Source organism: Actinoplanes nipponensis (assembly GCF_016862275.1).
Lineage (GTDB): Bacteria > Actinomycetota > Actinomycetes > Mycobacteriales > Micromonosporaceae > Actinoplanes > Actinoplanes nipponensis.
On sequence record NZ_BOMQ01000046.1, the window covers coordinates 1 to 21,060 of the forward strand.

At 72.5% G+C, this 21,060-nt stretch carries 24 protein-coding genes; 12 read left to right on the top strand and 12 right to left on the bottom strand.

Translation table 11 applies throughout. From position 1 onward, the window contains the following. Positions 1 to 217: 217 nt before the first annotated feature. Positions 218 to 697: a DUF2231 domain-containing protein gene (locus Ani05nite_RS18820; protein WP_203770036.1), complete on the bottom strand. Its 480-nt coding sequence runs from the start codon at positions 695 to 697 to the stop codon at positions 218 to 220. A gap of 183 nt (positions 698 to 880) precedes the next feature. Here Ani05nite_RS18820 and Ani05nite_RS18825 point away from each other — a divergent pair, with 183 nt between their 5' ends. Together Ani05nite_RS18825 and Ani05nite_RS18830 are read left to right on the top strand one after the other, a co-directional pair. After that, positions 881 to 1,315: a Fur family transcriptional regulator gene (locus Ani05nite_RS18825; protein ID WP_203769946.1), complete on the top strand. Its 435-nt coding sequence runs from the start codon at positions 881 to 883 to the stop codon at positions 1,313 to 1,315. Between the two features lie 39 nt (positions 1,316 to 1,354). Then, entirely contained in the window at positions 1,355 to 2,215 is an 861-nt protein-coding gene (locus Ani05nite_RS18830) for an oxygenase MpaB family protein (protein ID WP_203769947.1), read from the top strand. Here the strand turns inward: Ani05nite_RS18830 and Ani05nite_RS18835 are convergent. The 7 genes from Ani05nite_RS18835 to Ani05nite_RS18865 form a co-directional block, all read right to left on the bottom strand. Further along, positions 2,207 to 3,040 carry a RecB family exonuclease gene (locus tag Ani05nite_RS18835; RefSeq protein ID WP_203770037.1) on the bottom strand — a complete coding sequence of 278 codons (834 nt, stop codon included), beginning with the start codon at positions 3,038 to 3,040 and terminating at the stop codon, positions 2,207 to 2,209. The two genes, Ani05nite_RS18830 and Ani05nite_RS18835, sit on opposite strands and share 9 nt — an antisense overlap. Before the next feature lie 89 nt (positions 3,041 to 3,129). Next, positions 3,130 to 3,747, bottom strand: coding sequence for a MarC family protein (locus Ani05nite_RS18840; protein WP_203769948.1), 618 nt, complete (start codon positions 3,745 to 3,747; stop codon positions 3,130 to 3,132). A 51-nt stretch (positions 3,748 to 3,798) separates the two neighbouring features. Continuing rightward, positions 3,799 to 4,650 carry a PHP domain-containing protein gene (locus Ani05nite_RS18845; protein ID WP_203769949.1) on the bottom strand — a complete coding sequence of 284 codons (852 nt, stop codon included), beginning with the start codon at positions 4,648 to 4,650 and terminating at the stop codon, positions 3,799 to 3,801. A 43-nt stretch (positions 4,651 to 4,693) separates the two neighbouring features. Beyond that, a complete protein-coding gene (locus Ani05nite_RS18850; RefSeq protein WP_203769951.1) occupies positions 4,694 to 5,557 on the bottom strand; it encodes a PH domain-containing protein in 864 nt (287 codons plus the stop codon). A gap of 9 nt (positions 5,558 to 5,566) precedes the next feature. Continuing rightward, positions 5,567 to 5,725 (bottom strand): hypothetical protein, encoded by a 159-nt coding sequence (locus Ani05nite_RS18855; protein ID WP_015625668.1) that lies wholly within the window; start codon positions 5,723 to 5,725, stop codon positions 5,567 to 5,569. Between the two features lie 130 nt (positions 5,726 to 5,855). After that, the gene (locus Ani05nite_RS18860) at positions 5,856 to 6,524 is read right to left on the bottom strand and encodes a DUF6758 family protein (protein ID WP_307836709.1); all 669 of its coding nucleotides are present in this window, start codon (positions 6,522 to 6,524) and stop codon (positions 5,856 to 5,858) included. A gap of 102 nt (positions 6,525 to 6,626) precedes the next feature. Further along, the gene (locus Ani05nite_RS18865) at positions 6,627 to 7,310 is read right to left on the bottom strand and encodes a TrmH family RNA methyltransferase (protein WP_203769952.1); all 684 of its coding nucleotides are present in this window, start codon (positions 7,308 to 7,310) and stop codon (positions 6,627 to 6,629) included. Between the two features lie 443 nt (positions 7,311 to 7,753). On the opposite strand from Ani05nite_RS18865, the gene trxA reads away from it, so the two are divergent. The 4 genes from trxA (at position 7,754) to Ani05nite_RS18885 (ending at position 11,255) form a co-directional block, all read left to right on the top strand. Next, the gene (gene trxA / locus Ani05nite_RS18870) at positions 7,754 to 8,116 is read left to right on the top strand and encodes a thioredoxin (protein WP_203769953.1); all 363 of its coding nucleotides are present in this window, start codon (positions 7,754 to 7,756) and stop codon (positions 8,114 to 8,116) included. A gap of 99 nt (positions 8,117 to 8,215) precedes the next feature. Beyond that, the gene (locus tag Ani05nite_RS18875) at positions 8,216 to 10,201 is read left to right on the top strand and encodes an intein-containing Rv2578c family radical SAM protein (RefSeq protein ID WP_203769954.1); all 1,986 of its coding nucleotides are present in this window, start codon (positions 8,216 to 8,218) and stop codon (positions 10,199 to 10,201) included. A gap of 46 nt (positions 10,202 to 10,247) precedes the next feature. Continuing rightward, positions 10,248 to 10,655, top strand: coding sequence for a CoA-binding protein (locus Ani05nite_RS18880; protein ID WP_203769955.1), 408 nt, complete (start codon positions 10,248 to 10,250; stop codon positions 10,653 to 10,655). Positions 10,656 to 10,745: 90 nt separating this feature from the next. Beyond that, a complete protein-coding gene (locus Ani05nite_RS18885) occupies positions 10,746 to 11,255 on the top strand; it encodes a DUF4190 domain-containing protein (protein WP_203769956.1) in 510 nt (169 codons plus the stop codon). 70 nt (positions 11,256 to 11,325) lie between these two features. Here the strand turns inward: Ani05nite_RS18885 and Ani05nite_RS18890 are convergent, their stop codons facing one another. Beyond that, positions 11,326 to 12,273, bottom strand: coding sequence for an SDR family NAD(P)-dependent oxidoreductase (locus tag Ani05nite_RS18890; RefSeq protein WP_203769957.1), 948 nt, complete (start codon positions 12,271 to 12,273; stop codon positions 11,326 to 11,328). Positions 12,274 to 12,444: 171 nt separating this feature from the next. On the opposite strand from Ani05nite_RS18890, the gene Ani05nite_RS18895 reads away from it, so the two are divergent. Further along, the gene (locus Ani05nite_RS18895; protein ID WP_203769958.1) at positions 12,445 to 12,930 is read left to right on the top strand and encodes a DUF4190 domain-containing protein; all 486 of its coding nucleotides are present in this window, start codon (positions 12,445 to 12,447) and stop codon (positions 12,928 to 12,930) included. A 5-nt stretch (positions 12,931 to 12,935) separates the two neighbouring features. On the opposite strand, the gene Ani05nite_RS18900 is transcribed toward Ani05nite_RS18895, so the two are convergent. Together Ani05nite_RS18900 and Ani05nite_RS18905 are read right to left on the bottom strand one after the other, a co-directional pair. Beyond that, a complete protein-coding gene (locus Ani05nite_RS18900; RefSeq protein ID WP_203769960.1) occupies positions 12,936 to 13,571 on the bottom strand; it encodes a hypothetical protein in 636 nt (211 codons plus the stop codon). Between the two features lie 77 nt (positions 13,572 to 13,648). Then, complete coding sequence (locus Ani05nite_RS18905) at positions 13,649 to 14,584, bottom strand: DMT family transporter (RefSeq protein ID WP_203769962.1); 936 nt, start codon at positions 14,582 to 14,584, stop codon at positions 13,649 to 13,651. Positions 14,585 to 14,715: 131 nt separating this feature from the next. On the opposite strand from Ani05nite_RS18905, the gene Ani05nite_RS18910 reads away from it, so the two are divergent. Both Ani05nite_RS18910 and Ani05nite_RS18915 read left to right on the top strand, forming a co-directional pair. Further along, positions 14,716 to 15,414, top strand: a complete 699-nt coding sequence (locus tag Ani05nite_RS18910; protein WP_203770040.1) for an HAD family hydrolase — start codon at positions 14,716 to 14,718, stop codon at positions 15,412 to 15,414. 1,223 nt (positions 15,415 to 16,637) lie between these two features. Next, positions 16,638 to 17,135, top strand: coding sequence for a hypothetical protein (locus Ani05nite_RS18915; protein ID WP_203769963.1), 498 nt, complete (start codon positions 16,638 to 16,640; stop codon positions 17,133 to 17,135). An 11-nt stretch (positions 17,136 to 17,146) separates the two neighbouring features. Here Ani05nite_RS18915 and Ani05nite_RS18920 read toward each other — a convergent pair whose 3' ends face one another. Further along, positions 17,147 to 18,019 carry a PhzF family phenazine biosynthesis protein gene (locus Ani05nite_RS18920; protein WP_203769964.1) on the bottom strand — a complete coding sequence of 291 codons (873 nt, stop codon included), beginning with the start codon at positions 18,017 to 18,019 and terminating at the stop codon, positions 17,147 to 17,149. 33 nt (positions 18,020 to 18,052) lie between these two features. Between Ani05nite_RS18920 and Ani05nite_RS18925 the strand changes: the two genes are divergently transcribed. The 3 genes from Ani05nite_RS18925 to Ani05nite_RS18935 are packed head-to-tail and all read left to right on the top strand — an operon-like array spanning position 18,053 to position 21,057. Then, complete coding sequence (locus Ani05nite_RS18925; protein ID WP_203770041.1) at positions 18,053 to 19,363, top strand: magnesium transporter MgtE N-terminal domain-containing protein; 1,311 nt, start codon at positions 18,053 to 18,055, stop codon at positions 19,361 to 19,363. Then, positions 19,360 to 19,884 (top strand): DUF1003 domain-containing protein, encoded by a 525-nt coding sequence (locus Ani05nite_RS18930; protein WP_203769965.1) that lies wholly within the window; start codon positions 19,360 to 19,362, stop codon positions 19,882 to 19,884. The genes Ani05nite_RS18925 and Ani05nite_RS18930 overlap by 4 nt, the downstream gene beginning before the upstream one ends. 21 nt (positions 19,885 to 19,905) lie before the next feature. After that, positions 19,906 to 21,057: an Mrp/NBP35 family ATP-binding protein gene (locus Ani05nite_RS18935; protein WP_203769966.1), complete on the top strand. Its 1,152-nt coding sequence runs from the start codon at positions 19,906 to 19,908 to the stop codon at positions 21,055 to 21,057. Positions 21,058 to 21,060: the final 3 nt, after the last annotated feature.

Consider the following 21,060-nt stretch of genomic DNA (forward strand, 5'->3'; position numbering starts at 1 on the left):
CCCGGCGGAGCGCGGCCTCCCCAGCACCCGGCCTGCCCGGCGGAGCGCGGCCTCCCCAGCACCCGGCCTGCCCGGCGGAGCGCGGCCTCCCCAACATCCGGCCTGCCCGGCGGCGCGCGGCCTCCCCAACATCCGGCCCGCCCGGCGGCGCGCGGCCTCCCCGCGACGAGCGCCGCTCCGGCCGCCACCCCACATGGCGGCCGAAGCGGCAGACCCGTCACCCCCCGGAGCCCCAAACTGCCTGAGCCCCGGAGTCACCGGTCCTGAACACGTAATAGCCGGAAACCGCCGCCAGCGCCACCATGATCACCGACAGTCCGATCGAAGCAGCGCGCGGTAGCGGGCGTTCCGAGCGGCGCAGCGTCAGGAAGACCATGACGAGCGTCACCACGCCCAGGCCGAGCGAGTAGTAGAGCGTCAGCGTCCCGAAGCCCATGTGGTCGTCGATCGCCTCCAGCGGCGCGCCCTTCAGGCCGCTGGCCACCAACCGCTCCCGCAATTCTTCGCCCGACTCCGTGGCGACCCAGGCGGTCAGGGGCGCACCGACCGACAACAGCACCGCCGCCCAGCCGATCTTCGCCCGCCAGCGCGGCACGAGCGCGTACCCGATGGCCGCCAGTGCCAGCAGCGGCACGAACACCACCGCCGCGTGGATCACGAGAGCGTGTACGGGCAGGCCGTTGATCTGGTCGAACACGGTCACCTCCGGTTTGTCGCACGGGATCCCGGTCCGCCAGACCAGAACTCTCTGACGACGCAAACATCCCCCCTGTGTGCGCCTACGCGCAGTTGACCATTTCGGTTCACCGGCGCGCGCACCGAACCCGCACTATTCATGATCAGGTTGAGCGGGTACGACGACCCGTGCTGTCATGGTGTGATGCCGACCGAGGAGCAGCTGCTGCGAGCCACGGGGCTGCGGGTCACGCGACCCCGGCTGGCGGTGCTCCACGTGCTGACCCAGGGTGGCCACCTCGAGGTCGAGGAGATCACTCGCCGGGTCCGCGAGCGGCTCGACTCGGTGTCGGTCCAGGCGGTCTACGACGTGCTCGGCGCCCTGTCCCGGGCCGGGCTGGCCCGCCGCATCGAGCCGGCCGGCAGTCCCGCCCGGTTCGAGGCCCGGGTCGGCGACAACCACCATCACATCGTCTGCCGCAGCTGCGGGGCGATCGAGGACGTGGACTGTGACTTCGGCGGGCGGCCCTGCCTCGACCCGGGTGTCGGCCACGGCTTCGAGGTCGACGAGGCGGAGGTCACTTTCTGGGGGCTGTGCCCCTCGTGCCAGCGGGCGAGGCTCGCCGACCGCTCTGCCTGAACCTGTTCAACTTCGCCTTCCGCGTGGCACTCTGGGGTGATGGACAGCAGCCCGGACATGGGACTCTTCGGCCCGGAGTCGGTCACCTGGAAAGTGCACAGCGAACCGATCGTGACCATGGGTGGCCTGCGCTCGCTCTACCTGCAGGCGCTGCACCCGCGCGCGGTGGCCGCGATCGCGCAGAACTCGGGCTACAAGTCGGACCCCTGGGGACGCTTCAACCGCACTTCCGAGTACGTCGGCACGGTCCTCTACGGCAGCACGGACGAGGTGGAGCGGATCGCCAGCCGGATCCGCCGCATGCACTCCCGGATGACGGCGACCGACCCGCGCACCGGGGAGCGTTTCCGCATCGACGAGCCCGAGCTGCTGCGCTGGGTGCACGTCGCGGAGGTGGAGTCGTTCCTGTCGACCGCCCGCCGCGCCGGCCTGAAGCTGACCGACGCGGAGGTCGACACCTACTACACCGAGCAGCTCAAGGCGGCCGAGCTGGTCGGCCTGGACCCCGCCACCGTGCCGGGCACGGCGGCCGAGGTGGCCGCCTACTACGAGCGGATGCGGCCGCAGCTGGGCATCACCCGCGAGGCGGCCGAGACGGCGCTCTTCCTCACCGTGCCGCCCCTGCCCGACTTCTGGGGCAACCGGGCGCTGCGGCTGAGCCTGAACTTCGGCCCGGCCCGCTGGGCGTACTTCGGGGTCGCCGGCACGGCGGTCGCCCTGCTCCCGCCGTGGGCCCGCAAGATGTACGGCGGCCTCGGCCTGCCCACCACGGACCTGTCCGCCGACCTCTCGGTGCGCGGCATGCGCCTGCTGCTCGCCGGGCTGCTGGCCGCCGCCCCGGAGCAGTACAAGATGGCCCCGATGCGGCGGGCCGCGCTGGAACGGGCCGGCCTAGCCTGACGGCCGTTCGAGGTGCTCGACGGCGGACCACGGCTCCTTGGCCGCCACCTCCTGACCGGCCGGGCAGCTGCGCCGGAAGTCGCACCAGCCGCAGAGGCTGCCGGGCCGGGTGGGGAACTCGACGTCCGGGTCCGCGCCGGACGCCACCGCCTTCTCCGCCGCCATGATGTCGCGGGCGGTGTCCTCGGCCCGCGCCACCTGCCGGGCCAGCGACTCGTCGGTGTGCTCGTGCACCGCGGTGGTGCCCGTCGGCAGGTGGTGCAGCTCGACCCGGTGGCACGGCCGGCGGAACACCCGCTGCGCCGCGTACGCGTAGAGCGCCAGCGCCTGTGACCCGCGGGCGTCGTCGGCGTCGAGCCCGGACCGGCCGGTCTTGTAGTCGACGATGACCGCCTCCGGCCCCTGCTCCCCCGGGCGCGAGTCGATCCGGTCGGCCCGGCCGTTGAAGGCCAGCACCGCCGTCTTGGTCGCCACCACCCGCTCCACGCCCAGCGGCTCGTCCAACGGGTCGAGGCCGCGCACGTAGGTCTCGAGCCAGGCCAGCGAGCGGCGGTAGGCGATCCGCTCCTGCTCCACGTCGCGGTAGCCCTCGCGCACCCACGTCGACTTGAGCAGGGTCGGCAGCGACTCGGCCACCCGGCGGTCGCTCGGCACGGCGTACCAGTTCTTCAGGGCTGTGTGCACGCTCGCGCCCAGCGAGTTGTGCGCCCAGGGCGGCCCCTTGGGCGGGGCCGGGCGGTCCACGTAGGTGTAGCGGTAGCGCCGCGGGCAGTCCGTGAACGTGCCGAGCTTGCTCGGCGTGCAGACGAAGAGCCGCTCGGGCATGCCGGCGAAGCCCAACTGCTCGGGCACCGCGGCCGATCGGGGGGAGGTCCTGGGCACCCGGTAATCCTGCCAGCACCCTGCGACAAGAATCAGGCCCCGGCGGTGTACAGCTTCACGAAGGCGGCCACGGCGTCGGCGATGAGCTGCACCGCGATGGCCGCCAGCAGCAGTCCCGCGATCCGGGTGAGCACCTCGATGCCCCCCGGCCGCAGCAGTTTGACGATGCCGCCGGAGAACCGCAGCACCAGCCAGACGGTGGCCATCACGGCCAGGATGCCCAGGCCGATCACCCAGTAGTCGTTGACCCCGTCCGCGCGCTGCACGAACAGCATGGTCGCGACGATCGCACCGGGTCCGGCCAGCAGCGGCGTGCCCAGCGGCACCAGCGCCACGTTGGTCGTGCTGCCCTGCTCGGAGGGCTCGTCGGTCTGGCCGGTCAGCAGTTGCAGCGCCACCAGCACCAGCAGCAGCCCGCCCGCGCCCTGCAGCGCGGGCAGCTGGACGTGCAGGTAGTCGAGCAGCGTCTGCCCGGCGACCGCGAAGATCACGATCACGCCGAGCGCCAGCAGCACCGCCTGGGTGCCCGCCCGGGTCCGCTCCCTGGCCGGCAGCGTCCCGGTCAGGGCCAGGAAGACCGGCACCATGCCCGGCGGGTCGACGATCACCAGGAGGGTCACGAAGACCTCGCCGAACAACTTCAGATTCACGGGATCAACCTAGGCGGCGCCGTCGGCTGGTGCCCTGAACTGCGGCGACCGTCACCCCAGGACCGCGACGCCCCGCGCGGCGGCCACGATCTGCTCGTACGCCCGCGGGTCGGTGGTGAAGGCGCCCAGCCGGACCGTCTTGTGCGTGCCGTGGAAGTCGGAGGAGCCGGTGGCGACCAGGCCGAGCCGGTCGGCCAGCGCCCGCACGTGCCCGCGCTGGGCGACGGTGTGGTCCTCGTGATCGGCCTCCAGGCCGAACAGGCCGGCGGCGGCCAGCTCCACGATCAGCTCGTCCGGCACGATGCGGCCCCGCACGGTCGCGTTCGGGTGGGCGAAGACCGGCACCCCGCCCGCGGCCCGGACCGTGCGCACGGCCTCGAAAACATCAAGATCGGCTTTGGGTACGTAGTACCGGGCGCCCAGCCACCGGGACGCGAAGGCCTCGTTCGTGGTGCCCACCAGCCCGGCCCTGATCAGCGCCTGGGCGATGTGCGGGCGGCCCACGGACCCGCCGGCCGCGTACCCGCTGACCTCCGGCCAGCTGATGTCGACCCCGTCCGCCCGGAGCAGCTCGACGATCTTCTCCGCGCGCTGCTCCCGGTCGGTGCGCAGGCGCTGCAGGTCGGCGGCGAGCACCGGGTCGGCCGGATCGAAGAGGTACGCGAGCAGGTGCAGCGGGATCGCCGGCTCGACTCCGTACCACCGGCAGGAGAGCTCGGCCCCGCGGATCAGCGTCAGGCCCGCCGGACGCGCCGCCGCGGCCGCCGCCCAGCCGCCCGTGGTGTCGTGATCCGTGATCGCCATCACGTCCAGGCCGGCCTCGGCGCCCGCGGCCACCAGCTCGGCCGGGGTGAGCGTGCCGTCGCTGGCGGTCGAATGGCAGTGCAGGTCGATTCTGGTCACCCGAGGACGCTACCGGGTGGCCGCCGCCGGTCACTGAGGACCGTCAGGCGTCGTCGCCCGCGTCACCGTCCTTGCCCAGCCGGGCCTCGACCGCCTGCGGCTCGTACATCTCCTCGACGACGCGCAGGTACAGCTCGTTGGGGTTGGGCAGGTGCTTGACCTCGCGCAGCGCCTGGTCCTGGCCGGCCGACTCCAGCACGAAGGTGCCGTAGCTGAGCATGCGGCCCAGCGCGGACTGCTCGTACTTCATGTCGGTGACCCGCAGCAGCGGCATCATGGCGACCTTGCGGGTGATGATGCCGTTGACCACCATGACCCGCTTGTTGGTCAGGATGAAGCGGTCGAAATACCAGTCGCCGACCTTCCAGGCGACCCAGCCCATCACGCCCAGCCAGATCAGCACCGCCGCGGTGACCAGGCCGTCGATGTCCTGCCTGGTCAGGAAGCCGGCAAGGTAGCCCAGCAGCAGCGTCGAGCCGATGCCGACCAGCAGCGGAGTGGACAGATGGATCCAGTGCCGCTTCCACTCCCCGCGGTACCGCTCCGTCGGGAAGAGATAGCGGGAGACCAGGGTGGTCGGCTCGTCCTCGAGCGGCAGCACCCGGCGGGGTCCACCCGGGACACCCGATCCGTCCCCGCCGAGACCCTGCAGCTCCTCCTCGGTGAAGATCGGAGCCTCGTACTCGCCGGGGTCGCGGTACTCGTCGTCGCGGGGATCGCTGCCGTAGCCCGCGCTGGGCGAGTAACCGGCGTCGGGGGAATAGCCCGGGCCGGCCGAAGCCACTCCCCGGCGGTACTCGGGGCCGTCGTCGCGAAACGCCGGATCGTTGTACCCGAAGGTGTCGTCGTCGTCCCGAGGGCGGCGCGCACCCTCGTCGTCAGGTTGCCGCGGCTCGCCAGGACCCATCAGGTGATGTTAAGCGACGAGGTTGGTGAAGAACGTTCCGAAACCACGGGCAATGTCCCCGATGGTGTCGCCCAGCGACTCGAACACCGCGGCGGCCGAGTTCGGGTTGAAGGCGATGAAGAAGATCAAGAATGCGATGCCAAGCCAGGTGAGAACCTTCTTGATCATGGCGGGCCTTCTCCTCCGTTGCGGGTGACGGTCATCGCCGCAGCAACACTCACGGTATCAGTTCAACTGCGCTCTGTGAACAATGTGCCCGAAAAGCCGATGGTGTTCCCGCCGGTCGAGGCCCTCATGTTCAGGCCTTTCCGTGCAGGTACGGGCTCGGCGCTCCGTACACGAGCTCGGGCGGCACCTCGTCGGACAGGTCGTGCAGGACGACATGTTCGGCCAGAAAGTAGCCCGCGCTTGCCGGCCACGCTACCGCATAGAGCCACATTCCTTTGGCTTCACTCACATAGGCGCTGCGATCTTCCGGCGACTTCACACACCACAGTGGAGTGGGATGCCCACCGACCCTGATCTTGGCATGCGGGCCGGGGTGTCCACCCGGGTCACGCTCGCCCAGCGCCTCGGTGATCAGGTATCCGGGGTCGATGCCGGAGATGCCGGCGAACCGGGTGCCCAGCCCCACGCCGGGCTGCTCGGCGATCAGCACGAGATCGGCCGGGCCCCCGCCGAGCGGCTCCGGGCCGCTGCAGGACAGCGCCGTCGCCCGTACGCCGGAACGCTCGTCGCCCGCCCAGCCGACGCCGGTGACCATCCAGCCGGCCGGCAGCGGCCACGGGCACCAGATCGGCATGTGCTCGACCGTGGGCGCGGGACGGCGCCGTACGCTCTCGAGGATCTCGGGGCTGATGTGCTCCGCCACGTGGAACGGAGCGACGTCGCCACAGTCGTCGCAGCGCCATTCACTGTGCATCAGGTCCGGCGGCCGGACCTGCGCGGCACAACGGGGGCAACTCACTGTGACACCCACCCTCTTAAGGTGGGGCCCGCCGGACCCCTCGTCAAGCGAATCGGCAGAACCCGGGTCAACCCGCTCGTTCTCCGCCCGGGCGAGTGACGATCAACCGGGCGGCGGGCCGGCGTGCTCACGGATCCAGGAGTGCATGGCGATGCCGCTGGCCACGCCGGCGTTGATCGACCGGGTGGAGCCGTACTGGGCGATCGAGAACAGCGCGGCGCACGCGGCGCGGGCCGCGGCGGAGAGCCCGGGACCCTCCTGGCCGAAGAGCAGCACACACTCCCGGGGCAGGCGCTCGCTCTCCATGGGCCGCGAGCCCGGCAGGTTGTCGATGCCGATCACCGGCAGGGCCGCGGCGGCCGCCCAGGCGGTGAACTCCTCGATCGTCGGGTGGTGCCGGACGTGCTGGTAGCGGTCGGTGACCATGGCGCCCCGCCGGTTCCACCGCCGCAGTCCGACGATGTGCACCTCCGCGGCCAGGAAGGCGTTGGCGTTGCGGACGACCGTGCCGATGTTGAGGTCGTGCTGCCAGTTCTCGATCGCGACGTGGAACCCGTGCCGGCGCCGGTCGAGATCGGCGACGATCGCCTCGCGCCGCCAGTAGCGGTACCGGTCGACGACGTTGCGCCGATCGCCGCCGGAGAGCAGCTCGGGATCGTAATGAGGATCGGTGGGCCACGCGCCGGGCCACGGGCCGACCCCGACCGCAAGCTCCGGCTCGTCCACCGTCGCGGCCCCGGCCGCCGGAGCGGGCGGCGGCGCGGGGGCGAATTCTTCGGCGGTCATGGTGCAGGAGGCTAGCCAGGGGCCCGTCGGCCGCACCCGGGGGGAGACGCAATGAGCGGCGGGGCCCTCCCCGGCACCCGCCGCCCACGCTCTGTTGGGAAGGAGTTTGCCTTACCGTGCGTATCCGTGTGAAGGATTCCCGACGGTGACCCAAGTCACATTTAACTTTGTTAGCTATTACGCCGGGTGGTGACCTCATCGTTATCAAGCTGCGATACGTCGGGCCGTGTCGGTCACTGGGGCATCGGAGCGGCGAAACCGGACGACACAATTCGCCGGACAACCGAAGGCGCCTTCCCTACTGTGCGTTACGCTGAGGTGCCAAAGTCCTCCCGGCGTCCAGGTGTCACCGCGCCCACACCGGGAATCAGTGAGGACGACGGCGGGTTGACACCGCACGTAGGCCTCTTTCCCGTGGCCTTTTCCCCGTGGACGGAGAGATCATGGCGACCGTTGCGCTGACCGCAGAGAACTTCGACGAGGTGACCGGCAAGGGCGGCATCGTCCTGGTCGACTTCTGGGCCAGCTGGTGCGGGCCCTGCGTCCGCTTCGCGCCGACGTACGAGCGTTCCTCCGAGAAGCACACCGAAATCACCTTCGGCAAGGTCGACACCGAGGCCCAGCAGGAGCTGGCCGCGAAGTTCGACATCCGCTCGATCCCCACGATCATGGCCGTACGCGACGGCCTCATCGTGTTCTCGCAGCCCGGCGCCCTGCCGGAGTCGGCCCTGGAGTCGCTGATCGACCAGGTCGAGAAGCTCGACATGGACGACGTGCGCAAGCAGCTGGCCGCGCACAACCACTGAGCGCGCAGCAACGCGAAAGCGCCGCGGACCACCTCCGGTCCGCGGCGCTTTCGGCGTTGCGGGTAGACAGTGGATCGAACGTGTGTTCGAATTCTGGCCATGCGATGGTCACACCTGTCGGCCCCGGCCGGCGACGACTCGCTCCTGGACGCGGCGCCGGCGGCTCCACCCCTGCCGCTGGCGCTGCCCGGAGCGACCGTCCGCACGTTCGACACCCCCGGCTTCGCCGGCATGACCTTCTACGAGATCCGGGCCAAATCCCTGATCAACAGGGTGCCCGGAGCCTCCCGGGTGCCCTTCGGGTGGACGGTCAACCCCTACCGCGGCTGTTCCCACGCCTGCTCGTACTGCCTGAGCGGGGACACCCCGATCCTGCTGGCCGACGGTTCGGCGCGGCCGCTGTCCGAGGTGAAGGTGGGCGACGCGGTCCTGGGCACCATGGGCGCCGGCCCGCACCGGCGCTACGTGCCGACCACCGTGCTCGACCACTGGACCACCACCAAGAAGGCCTTCCGGGTGACCCTGGCCGACGGCACCCGCCTGGTGTCCAGCGGCGACCACCGGTTCCTGACCGACCGCGGCTGGCGGCACGTCAGCCCGGCCGAGCCCGGGCTCCCGGCGCTGGCCGTGGGCGACCGGCTCGCCGGCGTGGGCGGCCTGGCCGAGCCGCCCAAGGAGTCCCCCGACTACCGCGCCGGCTTTCTGTGCGGCCTGGTCCGCGGCGATGCGGGCGCGCCGGCCGGGGCCCGGGAGAGCGACGCCTGGATCCGCGCGGACGCCTACCTCGAGGACGTCCCGATGCACGTGGCGCTGCGCTGGCCCGAGCTGCCCTCCGGCGGCTGGTACCGCGGCTTCCTGGCCGGCGCGTTCGGCGCGACCGGGCTGGCGGACCGGCTGGCCGTCGTCTTCACCAGTCGCGACCAGGCCTTCCTGGACCGCGTCACGGACGCCCTGACCCACCTGGGCCTGCCCAGCCGGCGGCCGCCGCACCCCCAGCTCGGCGAGGTCTACTCCGTCGAGATCGCCCGCGACCTGTGGGCCGCCCTGCGGTTCCGCCACCTCACCGGGGTGAGCGGAGCGCCCCTGGACGCGTCCGGCGTCGGCGTGCGCAGCGAGCCCCCGCTGACCGTGGCCGACATCGAGGACCTGGGCCTGACCCTGCCGCTGTACGACATCACCACCGGCACCGGCGACTTCATCGCCGACGGTGTGGTCAGCCACAACTGCTTCGCCCGCAACACCCACACCTATCTCGACCTGGACGCCGGTCACGACTTCGACTCCAAGGTGGTCGTCAAGGTCAACGCGGGCGAGCTGATCCGCCGCGAGCTGGCCGCGCCGGCCTGGCCCGGCGCGCCCATCGCGATGGGCACCAACGTGGACGTGTACCAGCGGGCCGAGGGTCGCTACCGGTTGATGCCGCAGATCCTGGCGGCCCTGCGCGACTTCGCCAACCCGTTCTCCATCCTGACCAAGGGCACGCTGATCCTGCGGGACCTGGAGCTGCTGCGCCAGGCCGCCTCGGTCACCGATGTCAGCCTGTCGATGTCGATCGGCTTCGTCGACGAGCGGATGTGGCGCGCGGTGGAGTCCGGCACCCCGAGCCCGCGCCGCCGCCTGGACGCCCTCGCCCGCCTGACCGACGCCGGCTTCTCCGTCGGGGTCCTGATGGCGCCGATCCTGCCGGGCCTGACCGACTCGGACGAGTCCATCGAGGAGACGGTGTCGGCGATCGCGGCGGCCGGCGCGGCCAGTGTCACCCCCCTGGCCCTGCACCTGCGGCCGGGCGCCCGGGAGTGGTACGCGGCCTGGCTCACCCGCGAGCATCCGGAGCTGGCGCCGCGCTACCGCGAGCTGTTCGGCGGTGGCTCGTACGTGCCGCAGGCGTTCCAGAAGGAGCTCGGCGCGCGGGTCCGGATGGCGGCTCGCCGGCACGGGCTGCACCGGGCGACGCCGGGCGAGGCGCGTACGGTCGGCGCGAACGCGGCCCCGGCGGTGGGCTATGCGGAGTCCGATCCGGCCGCCGACGCGCGCGGACGCAGCGTCGGGCGCGTGCCGGAGTCCCAGCAGCTGACCCTGTTGTGAGCCGAGCGGCGCGGCGCCCGACCCGGGCGTGGCTAGAGTCGGTGCCATGAGGAGCGCACAGCAGATCCTGGCCGAGGCCGACGTCATCGCCGTGGTCGGCGCGTCCCGGGATCCCCTCAAGCCGTCGCACAGCGTGCCGCTGCAGATGCTGCAGCACGGCTGGAAGATCATTCCGGTCAACCCGTTCGTGGACGAGATCTTCGGGATTCCGACCGTGCCCACGCTCGCCGACCTGCCCGGGCCCGTCGACCTGGTGAACATCTTCCGGCCGGCCGCCGACGCCCTCGAGATCGTCCGGCAGGCCGTCGCGATCAAGGCCCCGGCCGTCTGGCTGCAGACCGGCATCGTCTCCGCCGAGGCCCGCCGGATCGCCACCGAGGCCGGTCTCGACTACGTCGAGGACCGCTGCCTGGCCGTCGAACGGGCCGTCGGACAGCTCACCAGGCGGGACTGAGCCCGGAAGGGCAGGCCGGATACCCCGCGTCGGGTCCTCACAGTTACGCCCCGGCTAGTACCGTGCCGGGGTGAACGAGGAGGACCTCACATGACCTACCCGCCGCCCGGTGGTACGCCGGATCCATATCAGCCCCAGCAGCCCTACGGGCAGCAGCCGGGTTACGACCCCACATCGCCGTACTCGCAGGACCCCTACGCGGCCCCGGCCAGTGGCGCCCCGTCCAGCGGACAGCCTTACGGCCAGCCGCCGCCGTACGGCGCCCCGTCCAGCGGACAGCCCTACGGCCAGCCGCCGCCGTACGGCCAGCCGGCCGGTTACGGCCAGGCGTACTCGCAGCCGCCCTACCAGCAGCAGGCGCCGACCAACACCATGGCCATCCTGGCGCTGGTCTTCGCCTTCGTGTTCGCCCCCGCCTCGATCGTCATGGGCCACGTGGCCAAGAAGCAGATCCGGCAGACCGGCGAGTCCGGCGAGGGCCTGGCCACCGCCGGCCTCTGGCTGGGCTACATCTTCACCAGCATCTACGTGCTGATCTGCGCCTTCTACATCGTCGTGGCGATCTTCGCGATCGGCTCGAGCAGCGCGTCGACCTACTGACGCCCGGACCGCCCGGTGGACGCTGGTCCACCGGGCGGTTCCGTGTCGTGCGGCACCGCGCCGGGCCGGCTCAGCGGAACTCGGCCTCGCGGACACTGTTGCCGCCGTCGACCACGAGCATCTGCCCGGTGATGTAGGACGCCGCGGGCGAGCACAGGAAGGCGATCGCCGCCGCCACCTCGTCCGGGGTTCCCGGCCGGCCGATCGGGGTGCCGAGGCCCTGCTTGATCTCCGTGACGGTGGACGCGGCCGTGTAGATCGTGCCCGGCGCCACACAGTTCACGTTGATGCCGTCGGCCACCAGCTCCATCGCCAGCGCCCGGGTCAGGCCCACGACGCCCGACTTCGCGGCGGCGTACGCGGCTTCGGTCGGCAGCGCGTTGATCGGGCCCGCGGTGGCCGCCAGGTTCACGATCCGGCCCCAGCCCTGCTCCGACATGCCGCCCACGAACGCGCGGCTGCACAGGAACGCCGTGCTCAGATTGCGGTCGATCTCGGCGCGCCACTCGTCGTAGGTGAGCTGGGCCACCGGGCGCAGCACCTCGGGGCTGGTCCGGCTGGCCAGGCCCGCGTTGTTGACCAGCACCTGCACGTCGCCGAGCTGGTCGAGGATCGCGTCGGCGAGCGCGCCGACCTCCGCCTCGTCGGTCAGGTCGGCCACGAAACCGGTGACCCCCAGCTCGGACGCGCGCTCGTGGATGCGCCGCGTGGTCGAGACGATCGCCACCCGGGCGCCCAGGTCCCGCAGCCGGCGCGCGGTCGCGTACCCGATGCCGTCCGGGCTGCCGGCGCCGGTGACCAGCGCGACCTTCCCGTCCAGGCGCAAGGTCACGGGGCCCTCCTCGGCCTGGTTCTCGGGGTCGTCCGGGACGGGGCCGGACTCGGCGACCGGATCGGCGCCGGTGTCCTGCTCGGGCTCGGAACTGGGCGCGGCAGACCGGGGCCGGCGGCCGGCCGCCGGGCGGGTGGCGTCCCGCCTCGAGCGGCTGCCGCTGGCGATGCGGGCGTCGAAGACCATGCGGCGATCCTGCCCGCTCCCGCGAGCCGGGGCAAACATCGGACCGCCGTGGCGTACGCCGACCGCACCCCGCGCACAACCAGGCACGCGGCGTGCGCATGGGGCCGGCCATGGGCGTGACAGGGCCGCCTATCCTGACGGGCGCAGCGGACCCGCCGGACGGAGGCAGCCATGACGTATCCACCCCGGCCGGGACCGGACGGCACGTACCCGCCGCCGCCGGATCCACCGATCGAGGCCTACCAGCCGCCCGTGCCGCCCCACCCGGAGCAGTACGGCTACGGCTATCCCCCGGCCCCGATCGCGCCCGGCTACGGCCAAGGCAACCCGGGCAGCCCGTACTCCTATCCGGCGTACTCCCATCCGGCCTACCCGTACGCGCCGGCCCCGCCGACCGAGGGCCTGGCGATCGCCTCCCTGGCCGTGTCGTGCGCGGGAATCGCCGGGCTGTGCCTGTGGTCGGTCGGCGGGCTGCTCGGCATCGTCGGCGCGATCCTCGGCCACGTCGCCCGGCGCCGGATCCGCGCCACGGGAGCCGGCGGCGCCGGTTTGGCGCTGGCCGGCATCATCGTCGGCTGGTCCGTGACCGGCCTCGCGGCGCTGGGCGTCGCCGCGTTCGTGTTCTTCCTCACGCAGAGCGGCTCGTCGACGTACTGACGGACTCAGCCGCCGGGGCGGGGCGCGGGCGGCACGCCGGGCTCCGCCAGCGGGATCACCGGGCCCTGCTCGACGAAGACCAGCGGCGCCTGTCGCCCGTACCGTCGCGGCAGTTCCTCCCGCGCCCGCTCCACGTCCGGGGTGCCGATCTCCACGCCGGCGCCGTCGTGGCGGGCCACCACGCTGGAGATGCGTACGCCGGCGGCCTGCCAGGCGGGCAGGTCGGCGACGATCCGGTCGTGCCAGCCGGTCAGCTCGGCCAGGCTGTGCCCGGCGTCGCGGACCACGATGCAGGTGTTGTCGGCGCTGGTCCGGATGAACTCGTCGAAGGCCGCCGACGGCACGCGATAGACGATCGCCCGTACGCGTTCCTGGTCGACCTCCAGCCCGGCGTAGCTGCCGGCGTGCTCGGCGCGGCCGCCCGCGTCGATGCGGGCCATCGCCGCCTCGAGCGCCGCCGGCGTCGCGGGCAGGACCCGGCCGCCCACCGTCACCGTCTCCGGCCGGCGGGTGAATTCACATCCGGCCGTGGTCCAGCCACCGACCAGACCGGGCTCGGGAGTCTCGGGCTCGCCGCACGAGCCGGTCACGAGCACCGCCCCGAGCAGGAGCCAACGGAGCAGGTATCGACAGCGGCGCATCTCATCTCACCTCTCTACCGCGCGTGGCGGCAGTTCGCCAAGGTTCAACGAGACGAGCGGGGCCCGGCGGCGGCCGGTCAGCGCGGCGTCGGGTCCGCCACGTCGGCCAGCGACGCCGTGGCCCGCCGCCGCTCGCGGCTGCCACCCAGCACCACCACGGCGACGCCCAGCACCAGCAGGCCCAGCCCGGGCAACGCCACCAGCCGCGGCGTCTGTCCCAGCCACGCCCAGGCCAGCAGGGCCGCGCCCGGCACCTCCAGCAGAATCAGCACGCTCACCGTCGTGGCCGAGGTGCGCTCGAGGGCGTAGTTGAACATCGAGTGCCCCAGCAACTGCGCGCCGACCACCAGCGCCAGGATCGCCGCCCAGGTCCGGCCGTCGTATCCGTGCAGCTCGACCCCGGCCGCACGGCACACCACGAGCAGGATCGCCGCGCAGGTGCCGTAACAGACCCAGGTGTACGTGGTCGTGCTCAGCCGGGACCGGGCGCCCTCACCGAACGCCGTGTAGACCGCCGCGGCGAGCGCGCCCACCAGGGCCAGGACGTCGGCCAGGACCGCCTGCGCCGAGACCCCGATGTCCAGGCCGGTGGCCCAGGCCGTACCGGCGACGGCCAGGCCGATGCCCACCCAGCCGGCGGTCGACGGACGCCGGCCCTGCAGCGCCGCGATCATGCCCTGCCAGACCGGCTGGGTCGCGACCAGCGCCGTGGCCGTGGCCACCGAACCCAGCTGCACGCTCGGCATCCAGGTGGCGAAGTGCAGGGCCAGGGCCACCCCGGCGAGGACGGCGAGCAGCCCGCCGCGCCCGCGCAGCGCGCCCAGCTCCGCCCGCCGCGGGCCGGCCGTGATCGGGGTCAGCGCGACGAACGCCAGCCCGTTGCGCCAGAACGCCACGGCCAGCGCGGGGGCCGCCGCGAAGGCGATGAGCGGGGCCGAGGTCGAGACCGCGAGGACCGCCACCGTCAGCGCCGCCGCGGTCAGCCACGGGGGCCGTTCGCGGGGTGAACGCATATTCATCCCTCGCCGTCGCTTCTTGCATATCTACACATCACAGTTTGTCGACCTCGGTTGAGCGGAAAGTGAGGCAGTCGTTACGCTCGCCGCCGATGCATTCCGTCAATCCCTCGGGAGAGTGGTATTCGATGCCCGCGTTCCAAGCGGTCGTGTTCGACTTTTTCGGCACGCTGACCCGCTCCGTCCGGAGGGGGCCGCAGCATGCCGACATCGCCCGGGCGCTCGGCTGCGATCCCGACGCGGTGCTGAGCGTCCTGGATCGTACGTTCCAGGTCCGGGCCCGCGGCCACCTCGGCTCCGCCGAAGCCACCCTACGGTGGGTCACCGAGCAGGCCGGCGGTCACCCGCGGACGTCCCAGCTGAAGGCCGCGGTGCCGGCGCGGGTCGACGCGCTGAAGGCCGACACGCGCCTGCGGGCCGACGCGGAGAGCGTTCTCACGGCGATCAAGGCGCGCGGCCTGCGGACCGCGCTGATCAGCGACTGCACCCACGAGCTGCCCGCCTTCCTGCCCGGCCTGTCGATCGCGCCGCTGCTGGACGTGAACGTCTTCTCCGTCGAGGTGGGCCGGTGCAAGCCGGACCCGCTGATCTATCTGGAGGCGTGCCGGCGGTTGCGGGTGGCGCCGGAGGAGTGCCTTTACATCGGCGACGGGGGTAGCCGGGAGCTCACCGGGGCGGCGGCGGTGGGGATGACGGCGGTGCGGCTGGCGGCGACCGATCTGGCCGACCACCTGGTGTTCGACTCGGACGAGGATTTCGTCGGGCCGAGCGTGGCTTCGCTGAGCGGTGTGCTTGATCTACTTGATCGGCAGCCTGCGCTGGCCTGATTGCATGCAGGATGCATTGGGCCCTCAGGGTCTTGGGTCGAGTTGCATGGGTGTAAGTGGGGTTGTCGGGGCCGCTTCGCCGCCGGCCGGCATGCGGATTTTGCGTCGTCCCGGCCGGTTGAGCGCTTCGCCGGCCGCCGGGGCCAGTGCGGATCTTGGGTCGCTTTGCCTGGTGGCCGCTTTGACGTCGCCCAGCCGGGGATGCGGATCTTGGGTCGTTCCGGATGGGCGGGACGCTTTACTGGCCGCCGGCTGAGCGCGCGGATCTTGGGACACGCTGCCCGGTTGGCCACTCGGCCGACCGTCGGCCGGACATGGCGATCTTGGGGTCCGCTGCCCGGTGGCCCCCGCCCTCGGCGGCCGGCCGACCCCGCGATTCTTGGATCGTCCCGACGGTGGGCGCTTCGCCGGCCGTCAGCCGAGCGCGCCGGTCCAGGAGCCGCTGGGGGGATTCCACCGACCGCTGACCGGACATGTCGATCTTGAGACACGCTGCCCGTTGGCCGTCTCCCCTGGCGGTCGGCCGAGCATACGGATCTTGGATCGTCCGGCCTCGTGGGCGGCTTCACCGACGGCCAGCCGGCATTTGATGTTGGGCAATCCCGGCCGGTGGGCACTCCACCGACCGCCGGTCGAGCGTGCGGATCTTGGGAAGCGCTGCCGGGCGGGCCACCCCACCGACCGCCGGTCGACCACGCCGATCTTGTGACGCACTGCCAGACGGGCCACCCCACCGACCGCCGGTCGACCATGCCGATCTTGATAACCCCTGCCCCGGTGGGCCGCTTCGCCGACGGCCGACCGGCATGCGGATCTTGGGGCGCGCCGACCGCCGTGCGGATCTTCGAGCGCGCGTCCGGCGGGCCCTTCAGTGACAGGCCCGCAGATCCCGGACGACGCCGCCAGCTGCGCATGCGGCCGCCGGAGCGTGCGAGACCCACCGATGCCGAAGCGTCTGGAACTTTGTGACGCGCTGCCCGGTGGCGCCGCTTCGCCGACGGCCGGCCGGCCGCCATGCGGATCTTGGGACGCGCCGACCGTGCGGATCTTCGAGCGTGCGGCCGGCGGGCCCTTCAGTGACAGGCCCGCAGATCCCGGACGACGCCGCCAGCTGCGCATGCGGCCGCCGCAGCATGCGAGACCCACCGATGGCCGAGGCCCCGGCCGCCCGGGCACACCGATCGTGTCCCGGCGCCGCCCGGACCCCGTGCGAGGATGGGCAGGTGACGACCGAGCTCGTGGCCGAGGCGATCAAAAAGGCCGGCATCGCCTGGATCAATGTGCCCGGCGGCCCGCCCCTGGCCCTGTGGGTCATGCCGCTCGACGGAGCCCTCATCGTGGTCTGCGGCCCCGGCGAGCAGGAAGCTCCCGGCCTGGCCGAGGCGTCGCGCGCTGAGGTCCGCCTGCGCGGCGACAACGGCGGCCTCATCGTGATCGTCGAGGCGCAGGTGGAGCGTCTGGCCCCGGGCAGCGACGCCTGGCAGGAGATCGCTCCTCAGCTCGCCGGCAAGCGTCTCAACGCCACCGGCACCGCCGAGGACCTGGTCGCGCGCTGGGCGGAGGCCGGGTGCGCGGTGCTGCGCCTGACCCCGCTGGAGGAGTCGGTCGCCGCGCCGGAGCTGCCGGCCGGCTCGCAGGCGGAGCCGCCCCGCGGGAGCCCGGCCCGGGTCCGGACGCGCCGGCCGTTCCGCCTGCATCGGGTGCGCAAGCGTAAGTCCTGACCGGCCGGTGGTCAGCCGACGAAGGGTGGCACGGCGATCTCTCCCCGGGCGATCGGCACCACGTGGCCGGAGACGGTGGCCGCGGTCACCGCGCCGGCCGACGCCGTCACCGTGCATTCGAGCAGGGACGGCCGGTGCATCTCGACGCCCTGGTGCACGGTGTAGGGCGTCGTGCCCTCGCCCGGCAGCCAGCCCCGCCCGACCAGCCACACGCCCAGGCCGAGGGCCGCCGACCCGGTCGCCGGGTCCTCCGCCACCGACACCCCGGGGCAGAACACCCGCACGTACGCGGTCCGTTCTCCGTCCTCCCAGGCGAAGACGCTGATTCCGGTCACACCCAGCGCCCGGCCCCGCCCGGCGTCGGCCCACGCGCGGGCCAGCGCGTCCCGGCGTACCGGAAGGAAGACGAATTCCAGGCCGCACCCGGCCACCGCCGGGGCCGCCGGGCCGCCCGCGAAGTCGTCGGCCGTCAGGCCCACCAGCTCCAGCAGGTCCGCGACCGGCGGGGCCGGGTGCAGCGTCGGCTTGCCGCCGCTCAGCGTCGCCGCGTCCGGGGTCACGGTGATCGGCAGCAGGCCCGCGCCGCATTCCTGGACGAGCTGCCCGGGCTGGGCCAGCCCGCGCCGCACCGAGGTCACCGCTGCGCCGACGCTCGGGTGGCCCGCGAACGGCAGCTCCGTCTCCGGGGTGAAGATCCGGGCCCGGTACGTGGCCCCCGCCGCCGACGGCAGCACGAACACCGTCTCCGAAAGGTTGAACTCGCGCGCCAGCGCCTGCATCTGATCGCCGGCCAGCGCGTCCGCGCCGAACACCACGGCCAGCGGGTTTCCCGCGAACGGGCGGTCGGTGAACACGTCGACGATCTCGTACGCCACGGTAGACATGGTTCGACGCTAACTTAGGCTGGTGCCGTGACCATGGGGAGCAGGGTTTATCTGGCGCGGCTGGCGGCGCTGCCCGTTTTCGACCCCAACGGCGACCGGGTGGGCCGGGTGCGCGACGCCGTCCTGCGGTTGCGGACCACCAACCGGCCGCCGCAGGTCGTCGGTCTCGTCGCCGAGATGGCGCTGCGCCGGCGGATCTTCCTGCCGATCGGGCGGGTCACCTCGATGGACGCCGAGGCCGTGGTGCTCAGCACCGGCATGCTGAACCTGCGCCGGTTCGAGAAGCGGCCCAACGAGCTGCTGGTGCTCGAGGAGGTGCTGGACCGGCGGGTCATGGTCGAGCCCGAGGACCGGCAGGGTCCGGCCCAGGCCGGCACGGTCGTGGACCTGGGCATGGAGCTCAACCGCAACAACGAGTGGCTGATCACCCGGGTCGCCGTCCGCCAGCACACCGGCCGGCTGGCCCGGCGCGGGCACACGTACCAGGTCGAGTACGACCGGATCCGCGGCCTGGTCGGGCCGACCGACACCCAGGGCACGTCCAACCTGGTCGCGCTGCTGGAGCAGATGCGGCCCGCCGACATGGCCAACGCGCTGCAGGATCTCGCCGACGCCCGGCGCAACGAGGTCGCGGCGGCGCTGAGCGACCGTACGCTCGCCGACGTGTTGGAGGAGCTGCCCGAGCACGACCAGGTGGAGATCCTCATCCAGCTCGACCGGGAGCGGGCCGCCGACGTGCTGGAACGGATGGACCCGGACGACGCCGCCGACCTGCTGGCCGAGCTGCCGAAGGCGGAACAGGCCGTGCTGCTGGACCTGATGGAGCCCGAGGAGGCGGCGCCGGTCCGGCAGCTGATGAGCTACACCCCCGGCACCGCGGGCTCGGTGATGACCTCGGAGCCGGTGATCCTGACGCCGGACACGACGGTGGCCGAGGCGCTGGCCCGCATCCGCGAGCCCGAGCTGTCGCCGGTGGTCGCCGCGCAGGTGTTCGTGGCGCGGGCGCCGTCGGCCACCCCGAGCGGGAAGTACCTCGGCATGGTCCACTTCCAGCGGCTGCTGCGCGAGCCGCCCTCGTCGATCCTGGGCGGCCTCATCGAGACGGACATAGATCCTTTGACGCCCGAGACGAACCTCACCGAGATCACCCGGCGGATGGCGACGTACGACATGGTGGCCATGCCGGTGGTCGACAACGCGTACCGGCTGGTCGGGGCGGTGACCGTGGACGACGTGCTGGACCACTCGCTGCCGCGGGACTGGCGTGACCGGGACGCCCAGGACGCCCAGGAGGAGGCCGACGCGCAGCGCCAGGCCCAGCCGGAGCCGAGGGCCGGTTCATGACGGAGCCGCGCCGCGACCGGCTGGATCAGCCGATCGAGCCGGGACGGGTGCGCCTGCCCCGCTTCGACCCGGAAGCCTTCGGCCGCTGGTCGGAGAGCATCGCCCGGTACATGGGCACGGCGAAGTTCATCGTCTACATGACCATCGTGATCGGGGCCTGGTTCGCCTGGAACACGCTGGCGCCGAAGGACATGCGCTTCGACCCGTACACGTTCACGTTCCTGACGTTGATCCTGTCGCTGCAGGCCTCGTACGCCGCGCCGCTCATCCTGCTGGCGCAGAACCGCCAGACCGACCGGGACCGCCTGGCGATGGAGGAGGACCGGCGCCGCGCGGCCATGCAGAAGGCCGACACCGAGTACCTGGCCCGGGAGATCGCCTCGCTGCGGATCGCCGTCGGCGAGGTCGCGACCCGCGACTTCGTGCGCTCCGAGCTGGCCCGGCTGGCCGACGAACTGGACGAGGCGGCCCACCGCCGGCAGAAGCTGGAACGTAAGGAGTGGGAGGAGGAGCGAACTTAGCGCCGACGTAGCATGGGGTTCATGTCCGCCCCAGCCGCCACCCTCGAGGACGCGATCCAGGCCGCCCTCGCCACCGTCGACGATCCCGAGATCCGCCGCCCGATCACCGAGCTCGGCATGGTCAAGGGCTTCACCGTCGCCGGCTCCGGTGTGAAGGTCGAGCTGCTGCTCACCGTTGCCGGTTGCCCGCTGCGTGACAAGCTCACCGCCGACATCACCGCCGCGCTCACCGCGATCCCCGGCATCACCGCCGTGGAGATCGACTTCGGCGTCATGACCGAGGAGCAGCGCAAGGCCCTGCAGGCCACGCTGCGCGGCGGCGGCGCCCAGGCCGCCGAGCCGGTCATCCCGTTCGCGCAGCCGGGCTCCAAGACCCGGGTGTACGCGGTGGCCAGCGGCAAGGGCGGCGTCGGCAAGTCCAGCGTCACCGTCAACCTGGCGGCCGCCCTGGCCCGGCGCGGCCTGTCGGTCGGCGTGGTCGACGCCGACATCTACGGCCACTCGGTGCCCCGGATGCTGGGCGTCGACGGCCGGCCCACCCGGGTCGAGGACATGATCATGCCGCCGCAGTCGCACGGCGTGAAGGTCATCTCGATCGGCATGTTCACCGCGGGCAACGCCGCCGTGGTCTGGCGCGGGCCGATGCTGCACCGCGCGCTGCAGCAGTTCCTCGCCGACGTGTTCTGGGGCGACCTGGACGTGCTGCTGCTGGACCTGCCGCCGGGCACCGGCGACGTGGCCATCTCCCTGGCCCAGCTGCTGCCGAACGCGGAGATCCTGGTGGTCACCACGCCGCAGATGGCGGCGGCCGAGGTGGCCGAGCGGGCCGGGGCGATCGCGATGCAGACCCACCAGCGCCTCGTCGGCGTGGTGGAGAACATGTCCTGGCTCGAGCTGCCGGACGGCACGCGCATGGAGGTCTTCGGCGCGGGCGGCGGCCAGACGGTGGCCGACTCCCTGACCAGGACGATGGGCGCCGCGGTGCCCCTGCTGGGTCAGATCCCGCTGGACACGCTGGTCCGCGAGGCGGGCGACGCCGGCACGCCGGTCGTGCTGGCCGACCCGGAGGCCCCGGCCGCCAAGGCGCTGGACGCGATCGCCGACAAGCTGGCCATCCGGCGCGAGTCGCTGGTCGGCAAGCCGCTGGGCCTGCTGGTCAACGCCCGCAAGTAGGGC

Excerpts from the sequence above, each read along its gene's own strand:
- Ani05nite_RS18825 (WP_203769946.1), top strand. The coding sequence starts at position 881 with ATGCCGACCGAGGAGCAGCTGCTGCGAGCCACGGGGCTGCGGGTCACG.
- Ani05nite_RS18830 (WP_203769947.1), top strand. The coding sequence starts at position 1,355 with ATGGACAGCAGCCCGGACATGGGACTCTTCGGCCCGGAGTCGGTCACC.
- Ani05nite_RS18835 (WP_203770037.1), bottom strand. The coding sequence starts at position 3,040 with ATGCCCGAGCGGCTCTTCGTCTGCACGCCGAGCAAGCTCGGCACGTTC.
- Ani05nite_RS18850 (WP_203769951.1), bottom strand. The coding sequence starts at position 5,557 with ATGGGTCCTGGCGAGCCGCGGCAACCTGACGACGAGGGTGCGCGCCGC.
- Ani05nite_RS18855 (WP_015625668.1), bottom strand. The coding sequence starts at position 5,725 with ATGATCAAGAAGGTTCTCACCTGGCTTGGCATCGCATTCTTGATCTTC.
- Ani05nite_RS18865 (WP_203769952.1), bottom strand. The coding sequence starts at position 7,310 with ATGACCGCCGAAGAATTCGCCCCCGCGCCGCCGCCCGCTCCGGCGGCC.
- trxA (WP_203769953.1), top strand. The coding sequence starts at position 7,754 with ATGGCGACCGTTGCGCTGACCGCAGAGAACTTCGACGAGGTGACCGGC.
- Ani05nite_RS18875 (WP_203769954.1), top strand. The coding sequence starts at position 8,216 with ATGCGATGGTCACACCTGTCGGCCCCGGCCGGCGACGACTCGCTCCTG.
- Ani05nite_RS18880 (WP_203769955.1), top strand. The coding sequence starts at position 10,248 with ATGAGGAGCGCACAGCAGATCCTGGCCGAGGCCGACGTCATCGCCGTG.
- Ani05nite_RS18885 (WP_203769956.1), top strand. The coding sequence starts at position 10,746 with ATGACCTACCCGCCGCCCGGTGGTACGCCGGATCCATATCAGCCCCAG.
- Ani05nite_RS18890 (WP_203769957.1), bottom strand. The coding sequence starts at position 12,273 with ATGGTCTTCGACGCCCGCATCGCCAGCGGCAGCCGCTCGAGGCGGGAC.
- Ani05nite_RS18895 (WP_203769958.1), top strand. The coding sequence starts at position 12,445 with ATGACGTATCCACCCCGGCCGGGACCGGACGGCACGTACCCGCCGCCG.
- Ani05nite_RS18900 (WP_203769960.1), bottom strand. The coding sequence starts at position 13,571 with ATGCGCCGCTGTCGATACCTGCTCCGTTGGCTCCTGCTCGGGGCGGTG.
- Ani05nite_RS18905 (WP_203769962.1), bottom strand. The coding sequence starts at position 14,584 with ATGCGTTCACCCCGCGAACGGCCCCCGTGGCTGACCGCGGCGGCGCTG.
- Ani05nite_RS18910 (WP_203770040.1), top strand. The coding sequence starts at position 14,716 with ATGCCCGCGTTCCAAGCGGTCGTGTTCGACTTTTTCGGCACGCTGACC.
- Ani05nite_RS18920 (WP_203769964.1), bottom strand. The coding sequence starts at position 18,019 with ATGTCTACCGTGGCGTACGAGATCGTCGACGTGTTCACCGACCGCCCG.
- Ani05nite_RS18925 (WP_203770041.1), top strand. The coding sequence starts at position 18,053 with ATGGGGAGCAGGGTTTATCTGGCGCGGCTGGCGGCGCTGCCCGTTTTC.
- Ani05nite_RS18930 (WP_203769965.1), top strand. The coding sequence starts at position 19,360 with ATGACGGAGCCGCGCCGCGACCGGCTGGATCAGCCGATCGAGCCGGGA.
- Ani05nite_RS18935 (WP_203769966.1), top strand. The coding sequence starts at position 19,906 with ATGTCCGCCCCAGCCGCCACCCTCGAGGACGCGATCCAGGCCGCCCTC.